At 58.1% G+C, this 24,047-nt stretch carries 23 protein-coding genes; 21 read left to right on the top strand and 2 right to left on the bottom strand.

Features of this window, described 5'->3' with window-relative positions:
* The 18 genes from P0119_19880 to P0119_19795 form a co-directional block, all read left to right on the top strand.
* Positions 1–2,382, top strand: a 2,382-nt coding sequence (locus tag P0119_19880) for a 2-oxoglutarate dehydrogenase E1 component (protein MDF0668313.1), incomplete at its 5' end; no start/stop codon positions are given.
* Entirely contained in the window at positions 2,372–3,622 is a 1,251-nt protein-coding gene (odhB, locus tag P0119_19875) for a 2-oxoglutarate dehydrogenase complex dihydrolipoyllysine-residue succinyltransferase (GenBank protein MDF0668312.1), read from the top strand. The genes P0119_19880 and odhB, both read left to right, overlap by 11 nt.
* A 62-nt stretch (positions 3,623–3,684) precedes the next feature.
* Positions 3,685–5,079: a dihydrolipoyl dehydrogenase gene (gene lpdA / locus P0119_19870; GenBank protein ID MDF0668311.1), complete on the top strand. Its 1,395-nt coding sequence runs from the start codon at positions 3,685–3,687 to the stop codon at positions 5,077–5,079.
* A 239-nt stretch (positions 5,080–5,318) separates the two neighbouring features.
* Complete coding sequence (locus tag P0119_19865) at positions 5,319–5,750, top strand: hypothetical protein (protein ID MDF0668310.1); 432 nt, start codon at positions 5,319–5,321, stop codon at positions 5,748–5,750.
* A gap of 129 nt (positions 5,751–5,879) precedes the next feature.
* Positions 5,880–6,419 (top strand): HPF/RaiA family ribosome-associated protein, encoded by a 540-nt coding sequence (locus tag P0119_19860; protein MDF0668309.1) that lies wholly within the window; start codon positions 5,880–5,882, stop codon positions 6,417–6,419.
* Between the two features lie 248 nt (positions 6,420–6,667).
* The gene (locus P0119_19855) at positions 6,668–7,261 is read left to right on the top strand and encodes a sugar O-acetyltransferase (GenBank protein MDF0668308.1); all 594 of its coding nucleotides are present in this window, start codon (positions 6,668–6,670) and stop codon (positions 7,259–7,261) included.
* A 131-nt stretch (positions 7,262–7,392) separates the two neighbouring features.
* Positions 7,393–9,237, top strand: a complete 1,845-nt coding sequence (locus tag P0119_19850; GenBank protein ID MDF0668307.1) for a glycoside hydrolase family 15 protein — start codon at positions 7,393–7,395, stop codon at positions 9,235–9,237.
* Positions 9,238–9,273: 36 nt separating this feature from the next.
* Positions 9,274–9,612: a hypothetical protein gene (locus tag P0119_19845; protein MDF0668306.1), complete on the top strand. Its 339-nt coding sequence runs from the start codon at positions 9,274–9,276 to the stop codon at positions 9,610–9,612.
* 127 nt (positions 9,613–9,739) lie between these two features.
* Complete coding sequence (locus tag P0119_19840) at positions 9,740–10,414, top strand: hypothetical protein (protein MDF0668305.1); 675 nt, start codon at positions 9,740–9,742, stop codon at positions 10,412–10,414.
* A 172-nt stretch (positions 10,415–10,586) separates the two neighbouring features.
* Complete coding sequence (locus P0119_19835; GenBank protein MDF0668304.1) at positions 10,587–11,390, top strand: ROK family protein; 804 nt, start codon at positions 10,587–10,589, stop codon at positions 11,388–11,390.
* Between the two features lie 35 nt (positions 11,391–11,425).
* Positions 11,426–13,582: a glycogen debranching N-terminal domain-containing protein gene (locus P0119_19830; GenBank protein MDF0668303.1), complete on the top strand. Its 2,157-nt coding sequence runs from the start codon at positions 11,426–11,428 to the stop codon at positions 13,580–13,582.
* Positions 13,579–13,743: a hypothetical protein gene (locus tag P0119_19825; protein MDF0668302.1), complete on the top strand. Its 165-nt coding sequence runs from the start codon at positions 13,579–13,581 to the stop codon at positions 13,741–13,743. Before P0119_19830 ends, P0119_19825 begins: the two co-directional genes overlap by 4 nt.
* Before the next feature lie 108 nt (positions 13,744–13,851).
* A complete protein-coding gene (locus P0119_19820; protein MDF0668301.1) occupies positions 13,852–14,130 on the top strand; it encodes a BON domain-containing protein in 279 nt (92 codons plus the stop codon).
* Between the two features lie 241 nt (positions 14,131–14,371).
* Positions 14,372–15,904 carry an FAD-dependent oxidoreductase gene (locus P0119_19815; protein ID MDF0668300.1) on the top strand — a complete coding sequence of 511 codons (1,533 nt, stop codon included), beginning with the start codon at positions 14,372–14,374 and terminating at the stop codon, positions 15,902–15,904.
* A 16-nt stretch (positions 15,905–15,920) separates the two neighbouring features.
* Positions 15,921–16,148 carry a DUF2945 domain-containing protein gene (locus P0119_19810; GenBank protein MDF0668299.1) on the top strand — a complete coding sequence of 76 codons (228 nt, stop codon included), beginning with the start codon at positions 15,921–15,923 and terminating at the stop codon, positions 16,146–16,148.
* 109 nt (positions 16,149–16,257) lie between these two features.
* Positions 16,258–17,628, top strand: a complete 1,371-nt coding sequence (gene zwf / locus P0119_19805) for a glucose-6-phosphate dehydrogenase (protein MDF0668298.1) — start codon at positions 16,258–16,260, stop codon at positions 17,626–17,628.
* Positions 17,629–17,705: 77 nt separating this feature from the next.
* The gene (locus P0119_19800; GenBank protein ID MDF0668297.1) at positions 17,706–18,392 is read left to right on the top strand and encodes an HAD family hydrolase; all 687 of its coding nucleotides are present in this window, start codon (positions 17,706–17,708) and stop codon (positions 18,390–18,392) included.
* Positions 18,393–18,426: 34 nt separating this feature from the next.
* Complete coding sequence (locus P0119_19795) at positions 18,427–19,020, top strand: GNAT family N-acetyltransferase (protein ID MDF0668296.1); 594 nt, start codon at positions 18,427–18,429, stop codon at positions 19,018–19,020.
* Positions 19,021–19,256: 236 nt separating this feature from the next.
* On the opposite strand, the gene P0119_19790 is transcribed toward P0119_19795, so the two are convergent.
* Complete coding sequence (locus P0119_19790; GenBank protein MDF0668295.1) at positions 19,257–20,891, bottom strand: heme peroxidase family protein; 1,635 nt, start codon at positions 20,889–20,891, stop codon at positions 19,257–19,259.
* 50 nt (positions 20,892–20,941) lie between these two features.
* Entirely contained in the window at positions 20,942–21,892 is a 951-nt protein-coding gene (locus tag P0119_19785) for an ATP-grasp fold amidoligase family protein (protein MDF0668294.1), read from the bottom strand.
* A 229-nt stretch (positions 21,893–22,121) separates the two neighbouring features.
* On the opposite strand from P0119_19785, the gene P0119_19780 reads away from it, so the two are divergent.
* The 3 genes from P0119_19780 (at position 22,122) to P0119_19770 (ending at position 24,012) form a co-directional block, all read left to right on the top strand.
* On the top strand, positions 22,122–22,307 hold the full coding sequence (locus P0119_19780; protein ID MDF0668293.1) for a DUF5989 family protein: 186 nt from the start codon (positions 22,122–22,124) through the stop codon (positions 22,305–22,307).
* Between the two features lie 74 nt (positions 22,308–22,381).
* Positions 22,382–22,567: a hypothetical protein gene (locus tag P0119_19775; GenBank protein MDF0668292.1), complete on the top strand. Its 186-nt coding sequence runs from the start codon at positions 22,382–22,384 to the stop codon at positions 22,565–22,567.
* 521 nt (positions 22,568–23,088) lie between these two features.
* The gene (locus P0119_19770) at positions 23,089–24,012 is read left to right on the top strand and encodes a hypothetical protein (GenBank protein ID MDF0668291.1); all 924 of its coding nucleotides are present in this window, start codon (positions 23,089–23,091) and stop codon (positions 24,010–24,012) included.
* Positions 24,013–24,047: the final 35 nt, after the last annotated feature.

The following is a 24,047-nucleotide window of genomic DNA, read 5'->3' as shown; positions in this document are numbered from 1 at the left end:
GCGGATTTCCTGACCCTGCGTGAGATCCTGGACCGCCTGCGTGCCGCCTATTGCGGATCGATCGGCTCGCAATTCATGCATATCGACGATCCGAAGCGGCGGGTGTGGGTCCGAGAACGGATGGAGAGGCCGGAGAACCATGCAGGCCTCAAGCGGCAGGAGCAGATCCGTATCCTCACTCGACTGACCGATGCAGTCATCTTCGAGGAGTTCATCCAGCAGAAGTATCCCGGCGCCAAGAGCTTCTCACTCGAGGGGGCGGAAAGCTTGATCCCGTTGCTCGACCTGGCAATCGAGACCGCGGGCGGGCATGGCGTGGAAGAGATCGTGTTGGCGATGGCCCACCGAGGCAGACTCAACGTCCTGGCGAATATTGTCGGGAAGCGACCGCGTGAGATTTTCCATGAATTCGAGAACGTGATCGACCCTCTTCGAGACGGGCGCGGCGACGTCAAGTACCATCTGGGTCACAGCAGGGACTGGCTCACGGCATCAGGGCGAACGGTGCACCTGTCGCTCTGCTTCAACCCAAGCCACTTGGAATTCGTCAATCCGGTCGCGCTTGGACGTCTCCGCGCAAAGCAAGATCGGACCGAGGATCCGACTCGCGCGCGCCGCACGGCATTTCTCATCCATGGAGATGCGTCCTTCGCTGGAGAGGGGGTCGTGCAGGAGTCGCTCAATCTGAGTCGGCTTGAGGGGTACGGCACGGGCGGGACGCTGCATGTCGTGGTCAACAACCAGATCGGCTTCACGACGTCGCCGGAAGAGGGACGATCGTCGCTCTACGCGACGGACGTGGCCAAGATGCTTCAGATCCCGATTTTCCACGTCAACGGGGAGGATCCCGAAGCCGTCGCCCGCGTCGTGCGGCTCGCGATGGATTTCCGACGGGCCTTTCAAAGCGACGTTGTGATAGACATGTACTGTTTTCGACGGCGTGGCCACAACGAAGGGGACGAGCCCGCCTTCACGCAGCCGCTCATGTATGGAGTCATCGACAAGCGCCGACCTCTCCGCGAATACTATCTTGGACATCTCTTGCGTCTCGGCGAAGTAGATCGTGACGAGGCGGATCGGATCGCGGTGGAGCGTCGGCGTGAGCTTGAGCGTGATCTCACCGAGGCTCGGAGTCATACTTACATTCCGTTGCGAGAGAAGCCGACCGGGATATGGGCGGGGTACTATGGAGGGCTCGACGGAGATGACGACGAGGTCGCCACCGGGGTTGAACGAGGACGGCTGATCACACTGATGGAAACACTTACCCGATTGCCCGATCGGTTTCATCCACATGCGAAGATCGCCCAGTGGCTGCAGCGCCGGCGCGAAATGGGAGCCGACGCGCGTCCCCTTGACTGGTCTGCCGGCGAGGCGCTGGCCTTCGCCACTCTGGCTGTGGAAGGGCACCGGGTCCGTGTATCGGGGCAGGACACGCCTCGCGGAACCTTTAGTCAGCGGCATGCCATCCTGCACGATGTCGAGGATGGGCGGAGGTATGTGCCGCTTCAACAACTCGCGCCGGACCAGGCGCCGGTGGAGATTTGCAATAGTCCCCTCTCCGAGGTGGGAGTGCTGGGCTTCGAGTACGGGTATAGCCTGGACTGTCCCGACGGGCTGGTCCTGTGGGAGGGACAATTTGGTGACTTCGTCAACGCGGCTCAGGTCATCATAGACCAGTTTCTCGTCAGTGCCGAAGAGAAGTGGCGCCGACTGAGTGGACTCGTGCTGCTCCTTCCCCATGGGTTCGAAGGGCAGGGGCCAGAGCATTCGAGCGCGCGCCTGGAGCGTTTCCTGGAGCTTGCCGTCAACGACAATATCCAAGTGGTAAACCCGACAACACCGGCCCAATATTTTCATGTGCTCAGACGCCAGGTGCTGCGCCGATGGAGAAAACCGCTGATTATGATGACGCCGAAGAGCCTGCTTCGCCATCCGCAAGCCATCTCTACGCTCGAGGACCTCGAACAAGGCCGTTTCAGGCAAATCCTCTTCGACAGGACGGTCAGGCCGGAATTGGTCGAGCGTGTGTTGCTCTGCAGCGGGAAAGTCTATTACGACCTGGTGGGGTTGCGGGATGAGCTCAAGCGCGACGATGTCGCGATCCTGAGATTGGAGCAGCTCTATCCTCTGCGGGATGAGGAATTGCATAGGGGCCTAACGTCCTATCCGTCGAAGGCGCGGGTGGTCTGGGTTCAGGAGGAACCAGCGAACATGGGGGCTTGGCGGTATTTATTTGCACGATTCGGCGACAGGCTGATGGGAACTTGGCCCTTCTCGGCGGTTTGCCGGCCTGCTTCGGCCAGCCCCGCGACTGGATGGCATGATCTCCACAAGATCGAGCAGCAGAAGCTGCTCAAGGCGGCATTCGATGTCCATTGAACTGAAAATTCCGACGATTGGAGAATCGATTACGGAGGTCCAGATCGACGAGTGGCTGAAATCGCCCGGCGAGACCGTCCGCCAAGATGAGCCGATCGTCGCGCTTGAGACGGAGAAGACTTCACTCGACTTGCCTGCGCCCGTCTCGGGCGTTCTTGTCAAGGTGCTCAAGAAGAAGGGCGACATGGCCCAGGTCGGCGAAGTGATCGCGTATCTGGATGAGGCGGTGGTTCCAAAAGATACGGCCTCCCCAGCAGTTTCCGGTAAGACGACCACAAGCACCGTTGCTCCCAAGACCCTGCCGGTCTCGACACCCGACCAGACGCGAGTGATGCCGTCCGCCCGCCGGCTCTTGCACGAGCACCGGCTTGGCGTTGAAGAGCCGACGCCGACCGGGCCCGGCGGCAGAATGCTCAAAGAAGACGTCCTCCGTCAGCTTGAAAAGCATCGGCCCCAAACGGAACCTGCTTCCACTGCCGAGCCAGTTTCCGAAGAGAAGGCTGCGCCGCCTAGGTCTGTGCCACGTCAGCCGTTGGGCAGCCGCGACGAAGAAGCGGTACCCATGAGCCTCCTCCGGCGCCGCGTCGCCGAACGGCTTGTACAGGCTCAACAGACTGCCGCTCTCCTCACGACGTTCAACGAGATCGACATGACGGCAGTGACGGCCTTGAGACACGATCTTCAAGAAAGCTTCCAGCAGCGGTACGCTGTGAAGCTTGGTCTCATGTCCTTCTTCGTGAAAGCAGTGATCGAATCGCTCAAGCTGGTTCCGGAGCTGAACGCCGAGATCAGAGGCTCGGAGATCTTGTATCGTCACTATTACGATATCGCGGTCGCGATCGGAAGCGGGCGTGGTCTGGTTGTGCCGGTGTTGCGGAACGTCGAGCGTTTGAGCTTTGCTGAAATCGAGACATCTATCGCCGATTTCGCTCAACGCGCACAGGAGAACCGGCTTACTCTTGAGGAGCTGCAGGGAGGCACCTTCACGATTTCGAACGGTGGAGTGTACGGCTCGCTGCTCTCGACCCCGATCGTCAATCCGCCTCAGAGCGGCATCCTTGGGCTGCATGTGATTCAGGACCGACCAGTGGCTCGAGACGGACAGGTCGTGCTCCGCCCCATGATGTACGTCGCCCTCACATATGATCACCGGATCGTGGACGGCCGCGAGGCTGTGACGTTTCTCAAGCACATCAAGGCCTGTATCGAAGAGCCGGCCCGCATCCTCCTCGAAATTTAGAAGAAGGTTAAGGTTGAGGTTAAGAGGAAGGGAGCGCAGTCCAGGTGAAAGGAAGCGAAAAGATGGCTGCTCAGCGCGAGCATGATTTGATCATCATCGGTGCCGGTCCCGGAGGCTACATAGCCGCCATCCGAGCTGCGCAACTTGGGATGAACGTGGCCTGCGTGGAGCGAGAACCAGCGCTCGGCGGGACCTGTCTCCGTGTAGGATGTATCCCGAGTAAGGCGCTGCTCGAGTCGAGCGAGCTCTTCGTCGCCGCCCGTGAGCGTTTCAAGGCACACGGCATTCGACTTGCGGACGTGACACTCGATCTTTCGACCATGCTGGGCCGGAAGAATGAAATTGTGGATCGTCTCACGAAAGGCGTCGACGGCCTTTTCAGGAAACATAAGATCGTTCGGTACCTCGGGCACGGACGGATTTCTGGACCAGGAGCAGTCGTCGTGGAGACCGACAAGGAAACTGTAGCCCTGCGGGCTCGCCGGATTCTGATCGCGACCGGGAGCACACCGGCGAATTTGCCTGGAGTCAGGCTCGATGGCGATCGCATTGCCACGAGCACCGAGGCACTCAGCTATCCCGATGTGCCGGACCATCTCGTGATCATCGGCGCGGGATATATCGGCATCGAGCTCGGGTCCGTGTGGCGTCGGCTCGGTGCGAAGGTCACGGTCGTTGAGTATCTGGACCGCATTCTTTCGGGGATGGACGTGGAGATTGCCGCTGAGGCGAAACAGATGCTCGAACGGCAGGGCCTCGACTTTCGCCTCAGCAGCCGCGTGACGGGGGCACGGGTTGAGGGCGATCACTGTATCGTGGAATGCGAAGGGGCAGAGCCCATCAGCTGTGACCGCCTGTTGGTGGCAGTGGGGCGAATCCCGATGACGGCGAACCTGGGACTGGAGACCGTCGGCATCACGCCTGACGAGCATGGCCGCATCGCCGTGGACGAGCACTTCACTACGAACGCAACCGGCATCTACGCCATCGGCGATGTCATCCGTGGCCCGATGCTCGCCCACAAGGCGTCGGAAGAAGGAATCGCCTGTGTGGAGACGATCGCAGGCGGCTACGGACATGTGCAGTATGAGGCGATCCCCAGCGTGGTCTATACGTACCCAGAAATCGCGTCGGTTGGAAGGACGGAGGAGGAGCTTCGACAGGCGGAGATCGACTACCGAAAAGGAGTCTTTCCGTTTTCTGCGAGCGGCCGCGCGCGAGCCCTGGGCCAGACCGAGGGGCGCATCAAGGTACTCGCCGATAAAAAGACCGATCGCCTGCTTGGGGTCCACATCCTCGGGCCTCGAGCCGGTGACTTGATTGCCGAGGCGGCCACCGCGATGGCCTTCGGCGCGAGCAGCGAGGACATCGCCAGGACCTGCCACGCACATCCGACCCTGGCTGAAGCGTTCCGGGAAGCAGCGCTCGCGGTGCAGGGACGAGCGCTTCACATCTAGCAGGATGCTGAAAAAGCCCACCAGCGGCGTTCTCGCATCGCTCAGAGCCTCAACGTACCACCGGGTAAGAGCTGCTAAGAGCAGCTCGGGGCGGGCCGGGTGAGAAAAGCGTACGCCTCGCCTCTTCGCTTGCTGCGGCCTTGCTGGACGGCCTTTTTGAGCATCCTGAAGGTATTCTGATATGAGCACCGTAGAGCGAAGGGTTGGAGTATCACTTGCTTATCTCTGAAGGAGGAACGATGAGTAGTCAAAAGAGAGTCAACATGCGGAGTTGGATGCGAGCGTTCGTGCTCGGTGGTTGCCTGGCAATCGGCCTTGCAGCCCAGACTGATGCTCAGACCGAGCAACGGATCGATGTGCGGATTCACGACTTCACCTTCATTGCCACTCAGGCTCCACTGGTCTTGAATGTTCCAGCCGTCATCACAATTCACAATGAAGATAGCGAGCGGCATAACTTTGAATCGCCGCTCTTTGAAGGCATTCTGACGGAAGTCGAGGCCGGTGGAGTGACGACGTATGGGCGAGGAGTAGGGGGACTGTTCGTGGGTCCCAATGCCAACGCTGTGATCCGCTTTACGGTGAAGCGCCCGGGTCGGTACGAATTCAAGTGCTCGATTCATCCGAAGATGAAAGGCGAGCTGTTGCTCCTCAACATACAAGGGGTGTAATGATCGGTCGCACAATCGATGGAGTGGAGCCGGCAGACAACGCCGAACGTCGGATCGAACGAACAGCTTGTTCGGCGGGCTATAGATGGGTTCCGTTGTCAGGAACGGATCCGGATAAGGGAGGTGGATATGGAAGACACTGGAAGTCCGCGTGCCCGTTTCGTGAAAAGATCACTCATGCGGCTCGGTGGCATGATGAACGCCAACACGTTCGATGAACTGGGCCGCAACGCTACACGTTCGTCTTTCCCCGGCTGGATCCCCAAGGCAGTCAAGCGGAAGTCCGGCCGGACGGATGTGCCGCTGGTTCCCGCGCACATCCGAATGTTAGGAGTCGATCTCAGCAAAGAGCAACGAGCGTCCATCCGGCAAACGCTGAGCGTGAAGCTCGGAAAGTTTGCGAACTCAATCGAGCGGATCAGCGTTCGTGTGGAGGACGTGAACGGTCCGCGCGGCGGCATCGATCATGTTTGTCGAATCAAAGTGGTCCTCAGCGGTCTTCCGAGCGTCGTGTACGAAGCGCGGGACGAATCTCCGGATGCCGCGATCAGCAACGCCCTCACCGGGACGGAGCGGGCCGTCCGCCGAAGCCTGAAGCGCAGACGCACGAAACCGATCAAGGTTGGGGCGAGATCGAGAACCAGGGCTAGCCGACCGCCAAAAGGATGAGGAATCTCAAATGTCCCTCACATGGCATCGGAAGCCGCGCCTCGTCGTGCTCAACCCGAACCCTCCGTGCTCGACCTAACTCCCGGCTACCGTTGAGGCCACCGTTTCACAGAGCGTCGGCAAAGCCTGTGTGCCTGAGGAAGTCGTTGCCGACAGGAGAGCCGGAAAGCTGAACGGCCGGTGGGAGCGGTAGCGTCTATGGGCTGCGTTACAGCGGTGAGCAGGATCGATTCGACAAGCAGGGTTCCATGAGGGCAAAATCAGAAAAGACGAAGATGCTGAGCGGAAAGCTCTACCGCTCGGTTGACTCGGAGCTCGTCGCTGACACAGAACGGGTCCAGCGCCTGTTGACCCAGTACAATGCCACCCCGAGCGAAGCCACGGAAGCCCGTATGGCACTACTGCGTCAGATCTGTGGTTCGGTCGGGGACGGCGCAGTCATCAGGCCGCTGTTTTTCTGTGATTATGGCTATAACATCCGGCTCGGACGGAACGCCTTCATCAACTTCAACTGCGTCTTTCTCGACTGCGCGTCGATCGAGATCGGCGATAATCTGCAGATGGGTCCGGCGGTGCAGTTGTACACTGCGGCCCATCCGCTTGAGGCGGAGGTGCGACGATCCGGTTTGGAGTATGCCCGTCCGATCCGTATCGGTAACGATGTATGGATCGGAGGCGGCGCGATCGTACTGCCGGGCGTGACCATCGGTGACCGCAGCGTTATTGGCGCAGGCAGCGTCGTGGTACGTGACGTTCCGTCGGCCAAGGTTGTTGCTGGTAACCCAGCCCGCATCATTCGCTCGCTTGATGCCCACAACGATGCGGTGGATTTGTCGAAGTGAGGTGTGCGAGAACTCTTCAGAAGCGGTTACCAACGAACAGCTGAGAAATCGTGCTGTTCAGCCAGGGAAACAGCTCAAGGCAGTCCGATGTTCGGGAACAATTGCTTCGGCGATTCAGAGAGGCAACGTCGATGAATTACCAACCGATCCAAAACTACGGCATCATCGGGAACATGCGCACGGCGGCGCTCGTCAGCATCGCCGGTTCGATCGATTGGTTCTGCTTTCCGCACTTTGATTCTCCGAGCGTCTTCGCGGCCATTCTTGATCACGAGAAAGGCGGTCGATTCGAGATTGTCGCCACTCATGAGGACGTGAGGACCAAACAGTTCTATTGGCCCGACACGAATATCCTGATCACACGCTTCTACGCTGCGGGTGGAATCGCCGAGATCGAGGATTTCATGCCGCCGGGTCTGTCGAACGATTCGGCCTGGCGGCATTCGCTCATTCGCCGGGTGAGAGTCAGGCAGGGCAGCGTGGAGTTTCGCCTGCGATGCCATCCCGCCTTTGACTATGCTCGGGCAACTCATCACACAGTCGTGACCAAGCAAGGGGCCAGCTTCCATTCCGCCGGCCTCAGTCTGGGGCTGGCGACGGAGCTACCGCTCGTGACGGATGGTCGCGGCGTAACGGCGGTCTTTACTTTGGACGAGGAGCAGTCGACGGTGTTCGTGCTCGGAGGCATTCAATCCGATGAGGGCTGCGGCTCTTGTCCAGCGGCGGAAGAAAGCGACGAACTCTTCGAACAGACGGTGGACTATTGGCGTCGCTGGTTGTCTAAATGTACCTACGCAGGTCGTTGGCGGGAGATGGTCCACCGCTCAGCGCTTACCCTGAAACTGATGACGTTCGAACCGACCGGCGCCATCATCGCCGCTCCGACGTGCAGCTTGCCGGAGACTCTCGGTGGAGTCCGGAACTGGGATTATCGCTATACGTGGATCAGGGATGCCGCCTTCACCCTGTACGGCTTGTTGCGGATCGGATTTACCGACGAGGCGGTCGGCTTCATGGGATGGTTGGGGGCGCGAGCTGGAGAGGTGGAATCCGATGGATCGTTGCAGATCGTCTACGGCATCGACGGACGCCACAATCTCACGGAGCACACCCTCGATCATTTGGACGGCTATCGAGGGTCTCGGCCGGTGCGCATCGGCAACGGCGCGTACAACCAACTGCAATTGGATATCTACGGTGAACTGTTGGACTCAGTGTACCTGTATAACAAATATGTGATGCCGATCGGATATGATGTGTGGACGCGTATCCGGAGACGGCTTGATTGGCTCTGTGAAAACTGGCAACAGCCGGATGAAGGCATCTGGGAAGTGCGTGGCGGACGGAGACACTTCGTGTTCTCCAAGTTGATGTGCTGGGTCGCCATGGATCGCGGCCTTCGATTGGCCGAGAAGCGGTCTTTCCCGACGGATCGCACTCGCTGGCTTCAGGTCAGGGACCGAATCTACGAAGAGATCATGACGAAGGGATGGAGCCCCGAACGCCAAACCTTCGTGCAGCACTATGACAGCGACTCGCTGGATGCCTCCAATCTCATCATGCCGCTGGTGTTCTTTCTCTCCCCGAACGATCCGAGGATGCTGAAAACCTTGGAGGCCATCAACCGTTCACCGAAACATGGCGGTCTTGCCTCGGACGGGTTGGTGTACCGCTACGACAGCGAAACGGGAGCAGACGGGCTGCACGGAAAAGAAGGCACCTTCACCATGTGCTCGTTCTGGCTGGTCGAAGCATTGACGAGGGCGGGACGCGTCGATCGCGCGAAACTGAGCGAGGCGCGGCTGCTGTTTGAACGCATGTTGGGTCACGCCAACCACCTCGGGCTGTATTCGGAGGAGATCGGCCCATGCGGTGAAGCGCTCGGCAACTTTCCGCAGGCCTTCACTCACCTGGCCCTCATCAGCGCCGCCTTCAATCTCGATCGGGCACTCGACAGGAAATCGAAGGCAAGATGACGACATGGAACCGATTAACCAACAAAGAGGTAAGAAATGCTTCGTATAGGTCTGATGTCAGTGCTGGTCGGGTTGTTGTCATTGGGAGCCGGCGTGGTCGGATGGACGGCCGATGACGACGGCAGCCGACTCGCGATCGTGAGCCCGACACAGGGCGCAGTGATCAAAGGGGATTCTGTCCAAGTGCGGTACAGGCTGTCTAAGGGTACGGAAGCCACGCACATCCATTGTTACGTGGATGGAGAGTATCAAAAAGGGTTTAAGGGTGTGGTCAAAGGGCTGACTCGCGGTTCGCACGAGATCAAGATCGTGGCGGCGAGCCACGATCATGACGCACTGGGCGCCGAAGCGGTAGTCGCGATCGAGGTGGAGTGAGGGACAGGACCGATCGAATGGGTCGGCTGCAGGCTTATGCCAAGACAATGATCAATGAAATCGAGCGCGCCACGCAATGCCTCACCGTGGGCCAGTGAATGGACGCGCTAAAAAGGAGGACAGGAACATGGCGTTGACGGTTGACGATATCAAGAAATGGCTGGGTTCCTTGGAACAGAAGCGGGATGAGCTGAAACTTCAGGCTCACCTATTGGGGATGGAGGCCCGCGACGAACTCGACAAAGTGGACCAATCGATCGACAAGTTTCGCGGCGCGGTGCAATGGGTGTCGTCCACCGCAACGGCTGCGGCTCGCGAAGCACCCTCCACGATCAAGACCGGCGCCGAAAAGCTCACCAGGACTGTGTCGGATTCCATCACCGAATTCCAGGCTGCGCACGCCGACACCGTCGATTCGCTCAAACAACGGGCCGGAGACCTTCACACGGAGATCGAAAAAGCCACCCTGTCGCTGCAAGAAACGGTCGGATCGTTGAAAGACAAGGCGGGCGAGGCGTCGGCCGATTTTTTGCGTCTGGCCGAGGAAGCCAAGACTGAATTCATCGCAAAAGCGGCAGAAGCCAAAACACAAATGGCAGGGAAGCTTGAGGAGATGAAGCACAAAGGGCAGGAGATGAAGGAACGGTCGGAACTCCTGTCGGAAGGAGTGAAAGGAGCCTTGAAAGGCATGGCGGAAGACTTTTCACGCCATCTCGGCGAACTCCATACCGATCTGGACAAGCGGCTGACCGCTCTCAAGGGTAAGGTGGACTCGTCAGGGCAGCCCGAAGACAGGAAGTAGGGGTGCCGCCTTGGGCCAAGAAGACGGTCGACCAAGGATAGGCCTGAAGGTGACATGATCGAGCTCTGCTTTGGCCGGCCTTTGGGTAGTTGCCCGTTCACGGTTGTGTGCGTTTGTCGGCTGGTTGTTTTAAGGGAATACGGTGCGAATCCAAAGTTGGAGGCCTGATGCCATGGCAAGGCGAGTGAAGGACGACAGCGAAGCATCCCGCCGTCATCGCAACGTGTTGGTGATCGACGTGGGTGGGACCAATGTGAAGATCATGGTCACCGGAAAACGGACCGCGCGAAAGATCCCATCCGGTCCGACCATGACGGCGCAGAACATGGTGGAAGCGGTCAAACAACTCGCCGCCGATTGGTCCTATGAAGTCATCTCATTGGGATTTCCAGGGGCGGTACGAGGCGGTCGGCCGACTGCGGAACCTAAGAATCTGGCCGCTGGATGGGTCGGGTTCGATTTTAAGCAGGCCTTCGGCTGTCCGGTCAAGGTGCTTAATGACGCCGCAATGCAGGCCCTCGGCAGCTACGAAGGCGGCCGCATGTTGTTCTTGGGGCTCGGCACAGGTCTGGGTTCTGCGCTGATCACCGACGGCGTGCTGGTGCCGATGGAACTGGCGCACTTGCAGTACCGGAAAGGTCGCACATATGAAGATTACGTCGGCTTGCGCGGCCTCAAACGGTACGGCAAGAAGAAATGGCGCCAATACGTCATGCGCGTCGTGATGGCGCTGAAGAACGCGCTTCAAGCCGATTACGTGGTGCTGGGCGGCGGCAATGCCAAACGGATCAAGCAGTTGCCGAAAGGCATTCGCCTTGGCGACAACGACCATGCCTTCACCGGCGGCTTTCGCCTATGGGAAGAGGTCTGGAAGGATGAGCGTGCCGGTTGTGTCGTGCAGAGCGGCAGCGCCAGCCAAGAGCAGGGGAGGAGGACCCCATGCGCGACGATGAGTCCAGGGCGAAAGGTGGGCTAGTTGGCGCCGGCAGGCAGTAGCCGGAGGTGATGCGCATGTCGGTGAAAGTCACGGTCGGCCCTCCCGTCATCTCCATTAATCACGGGAATACCTTCTTAATTTCTGAATTCGACGGCTCCATCACGGTTGCCTCCGACCAGGGCCTCTATTCGCGGGACACTCGATACCTCAGCCGCTATCAGCTCTATATCGACGGCGCGCCATGGACCCTTCTCAATTCCGGCGCCGTTGCCTATTACGCCTCGCGAACCTATCTCGTGAATCCACGGGTATCGACGGAGCATGGAACGATCGAAGCCGAGACCTTGGGACTCGTGCTGGGTCGCACGATCGGAGAGGCGCTTCACGAAGACATCGACATCCGGAACTATAGCTCGCAACACCGGCGCTTCAATCTCGAACTCCTGATTCGCAATGATTTCGCCGATATCTTCGAGGTCCGGGCCAAAACGTTGACGCGCAGAGGTCATATCGAGACCGAGTGGACGAGCGACGCCCAACGGTTGATCAGCCGCTATGTTCACGGTGACTTTCGCAGAGCTCTGATTCTGACCCTTGAGGGCTGCGACACGAAGGCCCTCTACGGCAATGGACGCATCAACTTTGCCGTTGATCTCGCGCCCGGCGCTGCCTGGCATGTCTGCTGTAAGTACGACATCAAGGAAGACGGCATCATCCGGCCTGCTCCCGGTGAATGTGCCCATGCGTGTGAAAGTTCCCGCCCCGGTCTAACGTTGGCGGAATGGAAGCAAGCGACCACTCAGATCACCACCTCAAATGAGGAGTGGTACCGGCTGTACCTCCAGGCGGTTGAAGATATGGCGGCCCTGCGTCTCCCGGTCGACGATACGCGTCCGGACGAACTGCTGCCGGCCGCCGGAGTCCCCTGGTTTGTCAGCGTCTTCGGTCGGGACAGCTTGATCGTGAGTCTGCAGAACATGATGGTGTACCCAGATTTTGCCCGTGGAACGCTCAAGCGTCTGGCGGAGCTCCAAGCGACTGCAATGGATCCATACAGGGACGCGGAGCCGGGAAAGATGCCCCACGAGCTTCGGGTGGGTGAGTTGGCCCATTTCAAACGCATTCCCCACACCCCTTATTACGGAACCGCCGACGCGACCATCCTCTATATTATTGCGTGGCATGAGGCCTGGAAGTGGTTGGGCGATGATGTGCTCGTTGAGCACTTTGAGCGAACCATCAAGCCCTGCTTGAAGTGGATCGATGAATACGGAGATCGCGACGGAGACGGATTTCAGGAGTACCAGACCCGTTCCGACAAGGGCTATGAAAACATGGGATGGAAGGATGCCGGCGACTCCGTCCTCTATCCGGACGGCTCGCTGGTGAAAGGGCCCAAGGCGCTCTGCGAACTACAAGGATATGTCTTCGACGCAAAACGCCGGGCTGCCGAGGGCGCGGAATATATCGGCGATTCCGACCTGGCGGCGAAGCTCCGGCGAGAAGCAGCGGAGCTGCAGCAACGGTTTGAAGAGCGGTTCTGGTGCGAGGACCTCCGGTACTATGCCTATACCTTGGATGGAGACAAGAAGCCGGTCAAGACGATCGCCTCCAACGCCGGCCATCTCTTGTGGAGCGGTATCGTCCGCCCGGACCGAGCCGAGCGAGTGATGCGACGCTTGCTTGAGCCGGACATGTGGAGCGGATGGGGCATCCGGACCTTGTCCGCGCGGCATCCAGCGTACAACCCCTTCTCCTATCAGAACGGGTCGGTGTGGCCACACGATAACGGCATCATCGCCATGGGGTTCAAACGATATGGGTTTACAGAGGAAGTGGCCAGGATTGCCCGCGACATCAGCGAGGCCGGCCGCCATTTCATGCTCCATCGTCTGCCGGAGCTGTATGCCGGTATCGAACGGGGATCGGGGACGTTCCCGGTGCAGTATCTCGGTGCGAACGTGCCGCAGGCCTGGGCGGCGGGCAGCGTGTTTCATCTTCTTCGCGCCATCCTGGGACTTGAGGCAGATGCGCCACAAAAGACCCTCTACATCGATCCCGTGCTTCCACCGTGGCTGCCGGATCTCACGGTCCGTCAACTCCGGGTCGGCAGGGCGACGCTCGACCTGCGTTTTTGGCGGGAAGGGCCCGTTACCAGGCACGAAGTGCTCGCCACACAGGGCGACATACAGGTACAGGGCTTGACCTCTCGATCAGTCAGACGCTCGTGACCCAGCAAGGCGGCAAGATTCCGATCAAAAGTGAGCCTGCGACTTTTGCCGCCTGGTTACCCGAAACGTTGATGTCCTCTCTGCCGCATCATGATTTCTGCAAACAGATGTTTTCTTTTTCTGTCCCTTTGTTCGGCATCAACAGGGGATTCACCCAGTAGGACGATTGTCGTACAACAGCGTAGGTTTGAACGGTAGCGGCATGACGCGGGACTACAGACCTGGAAGCGATCAGGGATTGAACTATCATTCTCCGGAGAATATCCAATGTGATCGTGGACAGGGGGTTGGCACCCGATTACAAGATCAGACGGGATGTCTGGGAGGCCTTTAAGCAAACGCCTGCGCTCGAGCGCAATCCAACCGTCCAGGTCTCAGTGCGTAAGGCCGAGGTGACCCTCAAGGGCGACGTTCTTGATGACCTGTCAAAGACAGCAGCCGAACGGGCGGCCGAGGGCGTCCATGGGGTCAAAAAAGTGATCAATCACTTGCAGGTTGTGGAGCAGCTGCCCCCGCAGAAGCTCGAAAACCGCGAGATCGTTCGCTGACCGGCCACCGGAGGTCAAACTCAGGGAACGCACATCTTCGTCAGTGCGCTGTCGGTATGACCGCTGGTGATGAAGCGTGGCACGTCTCTGGTCAACTGTGTGCGCGGGAAACTCGTCGGCACTGGTGCCGGACCCACCAACTGACCTGATCCGAAGTTTGAACGTGATGCTGACATATGACATCGACAAACGACCGAGCAAGGCACGTGAGCGACGATTTGCATGATCAAGGAGAAATGTAATGGCCGAACAGTCACCATCACAGACTGGCCCCGATTTCACTGAGGGGGTGTCGCTAGCGGATGTCGGCGACGGTGGTATGGTGGCAGGCCATGTTGGTGGCGAGCCGGCTCTGCTCGTGCGTCAGGGCGGCGAGCTGTTTGCTGTCGGCGCGATATGCACACATTATGGGGCGCCGCTGGGTAGCGGACTGCTGGTCGATGGTACGATCCGGTGTCCGTGGCACCATGCCTGTTTCAATGTCCGCACAGGCCAGGTTGTTCGGCCGCCCGCGCTCAATGATCTGAAATGCTGGCTTGTAGAGCGGCGGGACGGCCGCGCCCTCGTGCGCGAAACATTGCCGACAGCACGACCACCAAAATTGGCGGCCGCAGGGCTTCCTGAATCAGTCGTGATCGTCGGAGGCGGCGCAGCCGGATACGCCGCGGCCCAGACGTTGCGTCAGGACGGCTATCAGGGGTCTGTGACGATGTTGAGCGCTGATCGGGCATTGCCGTATGATCGGCCGAATTTGTCGAAGGATTACCTCGCCGGGACTGCGCAGCCCGAGTGGATCCCTCTACGGTCTCCGGCGTTCTACGAGGAGCATCGCATCGATGTGCGATGTGAGAGCCGCGTCATCAAGCTCGATCCCGCGCAAAGGGCCCTCACTCTCTCAGATGGCAGTCGGGTGACCTATGGTGCCTTGCTGCTCGCCACAGGCGCCGAACCCATCCGGCTCGCGGTTCCGGGCGCCACCTTGCCACACGTGAGCGTGCTCCGTACCTTGGCAGACTGCGATGCCCTGATTGACCGAATAGGGACGGCGCATCGCTGCGTCGTGGTCGGCGCGAGCTTCATAGGTCTTGAAGTCGCGGCATCATTACGAGCGCGCGGATTGGAGGTACAGGTTGTCGCCCCAGAGGCACGTCCCATGGAACGCATCCTCGGCGCGGCGCTCGGGGATATGGTGAGGGCGCTTCATGAATCTCATGGGGTCGTTTTTCATCTCGGCGCCACCATCACCAAGATTGAACCGGATCGCGTCAAGCTATCGACTGGTAAGGAATTGGCCGCAGATCTGGTGGTGACGGGCATCGGAGTTCGCCCGGAGGTGACCGTGGCCAAGGAAGCAGGCCTCACAGTGGATCGAGGAGTCGTCGTCGATGGATTTCTGCAAACGAATGTCCCGAACATCTACGCCGCCGGCGATATTGCCCGCTGGCCGGACCAGAGGATGGGAGACCACATTCGTGTGGAACATTGGGTGGTCGCGGAGCGTCAAGGTGTCGTTGTCGCGCGGAATATCCTTGGGCAACGGCAACGGTTTGCGGCGGTGCCGTTCTTCTGGAGCCAGCACTATGATACACGCATCAATTATGTAGGTCATGCAGAGCAATGGGATTGCGTGGAGATCGACGGTGATCCCGCAGCGCATGACTGCGCGGTCACCTATTGGCGAAACAACAAGCGGCTTGCTGTCGCGACCGTCGGGCGTGATCTGGATAGTCTCCGAGCTGAGGTCGCGTTCGAGCAGGAGGTGCTACCGGCGTGAATGAGGGGGATGCAAGATGGCTAGGAGGTTCAGGATCGGTGACCATGTAACTTGGAACTCCGAGGCGGGCCGGGTCTCGGGAACCATCATTGCCATCCACAGCAAGGATTTTAGCTACAAGGGCCATGTCCGTCACGCTTCAGAAACCGATCCTCAATATGAAATCAAAAGCGATAAGACCGATCATATCGCGGCCCATAAGGGCCGCGTCCTTGAACTCGCAGATGACAAAGGCGACATGTGAAGCGTCCATGCTTCATGATCGGCCATTCCACCAGACGCATCGAGGAGTTCGTTGAGCTGTTGCGGTGAGCCGATATTGCTCTTGTCGATAAGGAAGGTGAGCGATGGTCATGGCGAAGTCCGACGCGATCGTCTTCTTCGGGGCCAGCGGCGATCTTGCGTACAAGAAGATCTTTCCGGCCCTGCAGGCCATGGCGCGGCGCGGCCATCTTGAGATGCCGGTCATTGGAGTCGCGAAGACTGAGTGGAATCTGGAACAATTAAGGAGCCGGGTCCGCGAGAGTCTCACAGAGCACGGTGGGCTGGATGAGCAGGCCTTCGTGAAGTTGTCGGGGCTGCTCCGGTATGTCTGCGGCGATTATCGCGACAAGGCGACGTTCGAACGATTGCGCAAAGAACTCGGAAGCGCCGAACACCCTCTGTGCTATTTGGCCATCCCTCCGAGTATGTTCTCCACCGCGATCGAAGGGCTGGCGCAGGCCGGGTGTCTGAGGAGCGCGCGTGTGGTGGTCGAGAAGCCCTTCGGTCGCGACCTGGCTTCCGCTCAGGCGCTCAATCGCACGCTTCGTGCCCACTTCCCTGAGCAAGCCGTCTTCCGGATCGACCACTACCTCGGAAAGGAGCCGGTCCAGAACCTCATCTACTTCCGTTTCGCGAATCCATTCCTTGAAGCCGGGTGGAACCGTCACCACGTTGAACGAGTGCAGATCACGATGGCCGAACGCTTCGGCGTGGCGGGCCGCGGCCGCTTCTATGAGGAAACGGGGGCGATTCGGGATGTGGCGCAGAACCACATGTTGATGGTGATCGCGTCGTTGACCATGGAGCAACCGGCCGGGAGCGATCATAAGTCGATTCGGGATGAGCGGGTCAAGGTTCTCAAGACGATTCGGCCGCTCAATCCGTCGGATGTCGTGCGGGGTCAGTTCCGCGGGTATCGCCGCGAAGAAGGCGTCGCGTCTGATTCGCAGATCGAAACGTTTGCGGCGCTCCGGTTCTATATCGAGAGCGACCGCTGGGCGGGCGTGCCGTTTTATGTACGGGCCGGCAAGTGTTTGCCCGTGACCGCCACCGAGGTCCTCGTGGAGTTCAAGCGACCGCCCTGCCCCGTGTTGGACGAAACCGAAGGGCCGCTGCCGAACCACTTTCGTTTTCGGCTCAACCCCGACGTACTGATCGCCCTCGGCACCAAGGCGAAGGTTCCCGGGGAGCTCATGACGGGAGAACGGATCGAGTTGATCGCGCGTCATTGTTCCGGCGACGAGATGGATCCCTATGAACGTCTTCTCGGAGACGCCGTCAAAGGTGACCTCACGCTCTTCGGGCGAGAAGACGGCGTAGAAGCCGCGTGGCGTGCCGTAGAGCCGATCCTGGGCATCGCGACTCCGTTATTCGACTATGAGCCGAACACCTGGGGGCCCAAGGAAGCGGATCAGTTCATCGGAGACGGCGGTTGGCATAACCCGATGATAGACCCCTGAGCGATCGAAACGGTTCCAGAGACGAGGCATAGTAGGATGTTGAGCGTGATTGCGTGATTGATGGAGAAGTGCGTTCTATGTCGCCGACAGACATCGTCTTCCTCTTCGACGTGGACAACACGTTGCTGGACAACGATCGGGTAACCGAGGACTTGCAACAATATCTTGAGTGCGAAGTCGGCCCTGAACGTCGGAAACGATATTGGACGATCTTCGAACAGTTGCGGGTCGAGTTGGGCTATGCGGATTATCTAGGTGCCCTTCAACGGTATCGTGCCGAGTACCCCAGGGACCCGCATTTGTTGACGGTCTCTCATTTTCTGATCAATTATCCGTTCGCCGACCGGCTGTATCCGAGTGCACTTGCGGTGATCGAACATGCCACGCGCTGGGGCCCTGCGGTGATCCTCTCGGACGGTGACGTGGTGTTTCAGCCAAGAAAGGTCGAACGTTCCGGCCTATTCAAAGCCGTACAAGGGCGTGTGTTGATTTACATTCACAAGGAACGGGAGCTGGACGATGTGGAGCAGCGCTACCCAGCCGGGCATTATGTGTTGATTGACGACAAGCTCCGTATTCTCTCGGACGTGAAGACAAGATGGGGCTCACGCGTGACCACCGTGTTTCCCCGTCAGGGCCACTATACGTTGGACCGGCAACTGTTGGCTCGTTTCCCACAGGCGGACGTGACCATCGACTGCATCGGGGATTTGCTCAATCACGATTTTTCGTCACTGCGACGTTGTAAGGATCGAACGAAGTGATCGGCTGCTGGCCTGTCGTGATCGGGTAAAGGCCATGGAACTCAGACGGGCGAAGTTGGAGGACATACCGGCCATTCTCGATGTGCAGGCGGCAAACTTCATCGGTAATCTGAAGGATGCGGAACGCCGGGATGGCTTTTTGTCGGTGAAGTTTACGCGTCAACAACTCGAGGAGATGACGGGCGATGTCGGAATCATCATAGCCGCCATCGAAGGACGCCTGGTCGGTTACCTCTGCGCCTCCTCCTGTAAGCTCAATCGACCATTCCCTCTACTCGCCGCCATGATGCAGCGATTCGATGCAATCGACCATCACGGCCGATCGCTCGCGTCCTCCCGTGTGTTCATCTATGGACCGGTTTGCATCGATCGGGCCTACCGCGGCCGAGGACTCCTCCGCGGACTGTACGAAACATTGCAACGGGAAGTCGCCGGGCGGTATGACATCGGTGTCGCCTTTGTTGCCGAGGATAATCCCCATTCCCTTCATGTCCACGTGGATGGGTTCGGGATGGCTCATGTCGGGGAGTTTGTCCTCTCGGGGAAGCAGTATCACATTCTGGCGTTTGATGTGAGATCCGAAGATGGAAATGTAGCGGCGAGTAAGCCATCTGCCGAAGATGCATGAGCGAGCGAGACCTGCCGGCTGGCCGGGTATGGCCAAGAGGTCGAAGTGACCGATGACCTGCTCGAATGGGACTATGGCGTCTATGAAGGAAAAACGACGCACGAAGTCAGGTTGGAATAGCCTGGATGGTCGATCTGGACGACTTCCATCTCCAAGGGCGAGTCGATCGAGCAGGTTGGTATCGTGCCCAGCGGATGATCCAGTGCCCGGTGGCGGTCGACGGCGATGTGGCCGAGCTAGTTGAGCGGATGAACCACGCCGGCGAAATTCAGCAAATCGGTGATCTCGAACTCTCCAGGTGTAGCCGACGGCAAGGTCGGCTTAAAGTTCTTATCGTCGCCCAAAAAGGTGTTCGTATCGGCTTGCAGTAAGCCGATGAACACCTCCCCGACGATTCGGCCTCCGACCGGCCCCAGGCGCAAGCCATTCTCAAGTATTTCCGCCTCCTTCAGGATGTAATACCAGAGTGGGGTGCTTTCGTCCATGTTGAAAGGGGCCAGTTCGGCAAGTTGTTCGGCAGTCAGCACCGGAGCGCCCATCACTTGGGCAATCGCTTGCCCTGAGGGGATTCCAAAATTGACATGCCGCATGAGATTCCGAGAGGCCAGCGACTGAACTCCGTCAGACGGCATCCCGGGCGCCGGTGCGCGTGACCCGGGGAGCTGCATGAGCGGACTCGACAGTTTGGTGTCGATCTTTTTGTTGAGCCCGAAGTTGGTGTCGAACTTGAAGAAACTCTGCCAGTCGACGAACCGACGTGGAGCCCGTTTGCCACCGCGCAGGTCATTAGGATCGGGATCGTTCGGATCGGCTGTATCATCGAAGAGGGACAGAATGAGTGGCGTCCCTGCATCCGGGCCGAAATTCAACAGATAACTTGGACGAGCTTGCGAATGGCCGAACCGGTATGCGGCCACGGCAAACTCCACCGGGATCAACAGATCGCCTCTCGAGTTGCGGAAGCGGGCATCTTGTGTCCGGTCGAGGGGCCTGTAGAAGCGCGGCCCGTTCTGCAAAATCTCATCCACCTGTTCTTGCCCGATCGTCAACGGCAAATATTCGTGAAGGATGATCCATTGGTAGTGCCATGTCACCAGACGGCGCGCCTCGTTGAATCGCTCTCGGGCCGAACGATTGGCTTGCGCCGGATCCGCGCGCAGCTGATCGACCACGGCGTTGTGAAAGCGCAGCATCGCCAGGTGGAATTGACCGATGACGACATTTTCGTCGTTGCGGCTGTCTGGGATAATCGCGTGGTTGTTGGGATCGCGCGGGAGGTCGAACCGTACCGCGCCTTTCCTGGAAACTTGCTCCGATCCAAGGATGGCCTCGATGCGGAATTTGATGTCGCCCGAATTGGTTTCGTACAGCTCAGGCGATCCGTCTGGACCGTTTCCGTACACGCTGTCAAGATCGAACGCAGCGGTGCGAAAATTCGTCGTCCGTCTGGGATCCGTTTGCTCGAGCAGCGGCGCCCTCAAGGCAAGCGTGAGATCGTGATCCAGAAACTGACCAAAGAAGGTGACCCCCTTGGTCATATTAGGATTGTCGGGATTGATCGCGTTGGTCTGGCCGTCCCGAGCATCGAGGAGGCCTCCTTTCACCCCGAGCTGTTTCGCCTGTTCCCGGGCTTCATCGGTCGGGGGCGCGAAAGGCGGCAACTCTGGAAACATGCGGCTGTAGACATTCTCAGGAGCGGCAGGAGGAGTAGGAGGAGGAGGGGTCGAGGCAGGAGGAGTTGGGGGAAGAGGGGTCGGGCTGGGCGCAGGCGGGGTGTTGTCCTGCGATGGGTTGTCGGCTGCCTGTTCGGCATTGCAAGATAAAAGACCGACAAGGCCGAGCACAATAAAATATGCTGCCCGAACGCGCATCAGCTCCTCCCAGTACATTCCAAAACCGGCTTTCTTGCCACTCTGTCAGATCACGTTTTTGCGTTTGCATCCAATGACAAATCCCAGTGCTCCCCATGCTTCAAATCCCAACTTTCAGGAGTATATTTGAGGATGCCTGCGGCAGGCGTAAAGGTGAACTCGCCAAAATAAACTCCTCCCTTCACATTGTATAAATCGACACGGACATACCCGAACCCGGCTGAGAGCTTCGCAGCCAGTGCGAGCATCTCTTCCAGATTGACCGGCTTCGGCACCCATGGTTGGATTGCACCGACCTTATCGGAGAAGTCGAGGAGCTTCCACGTCGTGTCGAAATAGGGACAGATGTCGTGGGTATGATTGCGCACCAGAATATGCTGTGGCACGCCGTTGAAACAGTGGAACTTATAGTCGAAGGGGGGAGTGCTATTCTGATCTTGCAGGTATTCCTCAACGACAATCTGAGGTTTGATGCCGTAATATTGAAACTCGCGATCCTGCCAATAATAATTGCTCGCCAACCAGCCTGAGACGGTCCGGATGATCTCGTCTCGGTCCGCCCGTCCTTTGACAATGATCACTTGTCCGGCGGCGTGGTTCGGCTTGATGACGTATTCGGTCGGCAGCCGATCAAACGGGATCGCACGAGGATCGGTCCCGTGCCATAAGAGCTTGATCAAATGTTGATCACCCACGGTACTTGCCACATGGGCTCGCACCGCATACTTATCCGTCAGATGCGTAAACCGAGGGGGCATGTCTCCTCGATTCCAGCTAATCATGCGCCAGAACAGTTTTTCCGTATAGGTTTGGGGATTGGTCAGGTTGAGCGGTTTGCCATGGATACGGGCATATCGGCGCAACAGGAAGGCCTCGCCTTCGGATCGCCGCCGCACCCGACGTTTGATAGTCCGATAATGGCTAACAAGATCATGCAGCGGTGTGTCCCGTAGTCTGGATCGAAAACCTATAAGATCCGTCGGTGAGACAGCTTGTTCCATGTCATGCTCCTTACGGATTGCAACGTGAGACAAGAACGACCATTTCTTATGTGCCACTAAACCATTGAATGAACTGGGAGAATCGAAACAGTATTTATAGTCCCTGTCTTTTAATATATGAGTGACTGTTCCCATATCCCCCAAAGAGGGGGCGTTATAACTATGGCGTTCTGTTGACTTGTGTGCAAACCAACACCCTCAGATCAGGGCAGTGTGCACAGTTGGGAGTATGGCGGCTGCCCTAGGCTATGAAAGGAAAACCATCGTGGGATTTATCAGAGAATTGTGGGCGTTTATGAAAGAGCGTAAGAAATTCTGGTTGCTCCCGATTCTGGTCGTTCTATTGTTGTTCGGTATGTTGATCGTCTTGACTCAAGGCTCTGCGGTCGCGCCGTTCATCTATACCCTGTTCTAGCGGCCGATTGGCACAAATGAGCATCGAATGGCGCGCGCTCCTGAGTCATAGGCGGATGCCACCACAGGAAGAACATGATGAGCAAGGGACAGAGCGGGCAACTGAAATTCCATCGCGAATTCCTCGATGCTCTTCAATCCCCTAGGAACCTGCCGGAGTATATGGACGCGACGGTGATCCCCGCAGTCCAGGCGAACCCAGATAAGCGAATTGAGGTAGATGCTCAGGGCGCACTAACCATTACCGAGAAACAGCCCTAACGTTTTCTGTACACACCATCGAGGCACTCTTCACACGTCGGGACGTTCGTCTCTCAAGGATTGAGCAAAGGAACGACATGCTGGAGCAGATCACTCAGCAATATCTCGGTTCCCCACCCAAGGATTACGATACTGGCAATGATGATAAACAGTTGCTTATCGATCAAAGGCTTCATCAGGACTGCTCAAGTGATCAACGATGCGGCAATGCAGGCCCTCAGCATGTATGTGGCTGGCGGATGGGTAGAACGTCCTGAAGATATACTGTATCGCCCCGGTTTATCCGGCTTATGAAGTGAGAGAGTTGCGTTTCTCCCCAAATATCTAGATACTTCTTAACTCCCAAAAGCGAAAGATCGTGGGGTTTCCTCTGGCAAGGATCTTCCGGAGGCCGGGCTGGTGGTTCTATGTATCAGATGGACTGGAATCGAAATCTTTAACCTGCAACCAAGGAGGGTACTGTGAACGGTCGTATTCAACGGTCACCGGAATGTGTGGGACAAATGAAAAGGAGAACGCACATGCGCAAGTTGATCATTCTCGGTTCGATGGTCCTGAGCTTGTCGATGCCGGCGTCCTACGCCTTGGCCGACCAAGGAGGAACGCACGGACATGGTAAGGGGACCCACATGAAGGTCACCGGTACAGTATCGGCCATCCAATCGGACCTCATCACTGTGAAGACCGCGTGGGGTCAGATCAGGATTTCCTCCGCCACCGCGCCGAAAAACCTCGAGGTTGGTGAAGAGGTGGAGATGCAGGTCAACGAGAACAATGTCGTGGTCGATGTCCATCGTGCAGGAGACGCGTCCCATTCCCATCGTTTCGTCTCCGGCAAATTGGCTTATGCGTCAAAGGACAAGAAGGAAATCAAGCTCTGGACACCCGAGGGTAAGAAGAAGTTTGACGTGCAAACTGGTCGGTCCCAACTCTCAGGCGTCAAGGAAGGAACCCCGATAACCGTCGAACTGAACGAAGAGGGTAAAGTCATCGATATCCATCGCATGACGGTGGAAATAGAACTGGACGAACATCCCCATACCCTATCCGGCTACCATATGACGTTGGACGGGGTCGTGACGAAAATCAATTCCGGCTTGGTATATGTAAAGACTCCGGTAGGCCAGTACACCATCAATGCGAAGACTGCTCCGTCCGATGCGGCGGTCGGTGACAAGGTGACCCTGTGGCTCAACGAAGAAAACCTGGTGATCGACCACCATGGGAAACATAAGAATAAGCCGGGGAAGCATCGGCTGATCACCGGCAAGCTGATTTATGCCGGATTGACCAAGCAGGAAATCAAACTGTGGACACCGGAGGGCGAGAAGGTGTTTCCACTGGATCGCATGGAAGTGAAGACCAAGCCGATTGCGGAAGGCTCGATGATTACCATTGAATTGGACGAAAAGGGAACCGTCATCGATCTTCGACAGGCGGAGTGACGGGCGACAGGGAACGCGACGCGCGCATAGGCAAG

The organism is Nitrospira sp. (genome assembly GCA_029194665.1).
In the GTDB taxonomy this organism is placed as follows: Bacteria; Nitrospirota; Nitrospiria; order Nitrospirales; family Nitrospiraceae; genus Nitrospira_D.
Note: the sequence above shows the minus strand (reverse complement) of the source record. Positions and strands in the feature narration are given on the sequence as shown.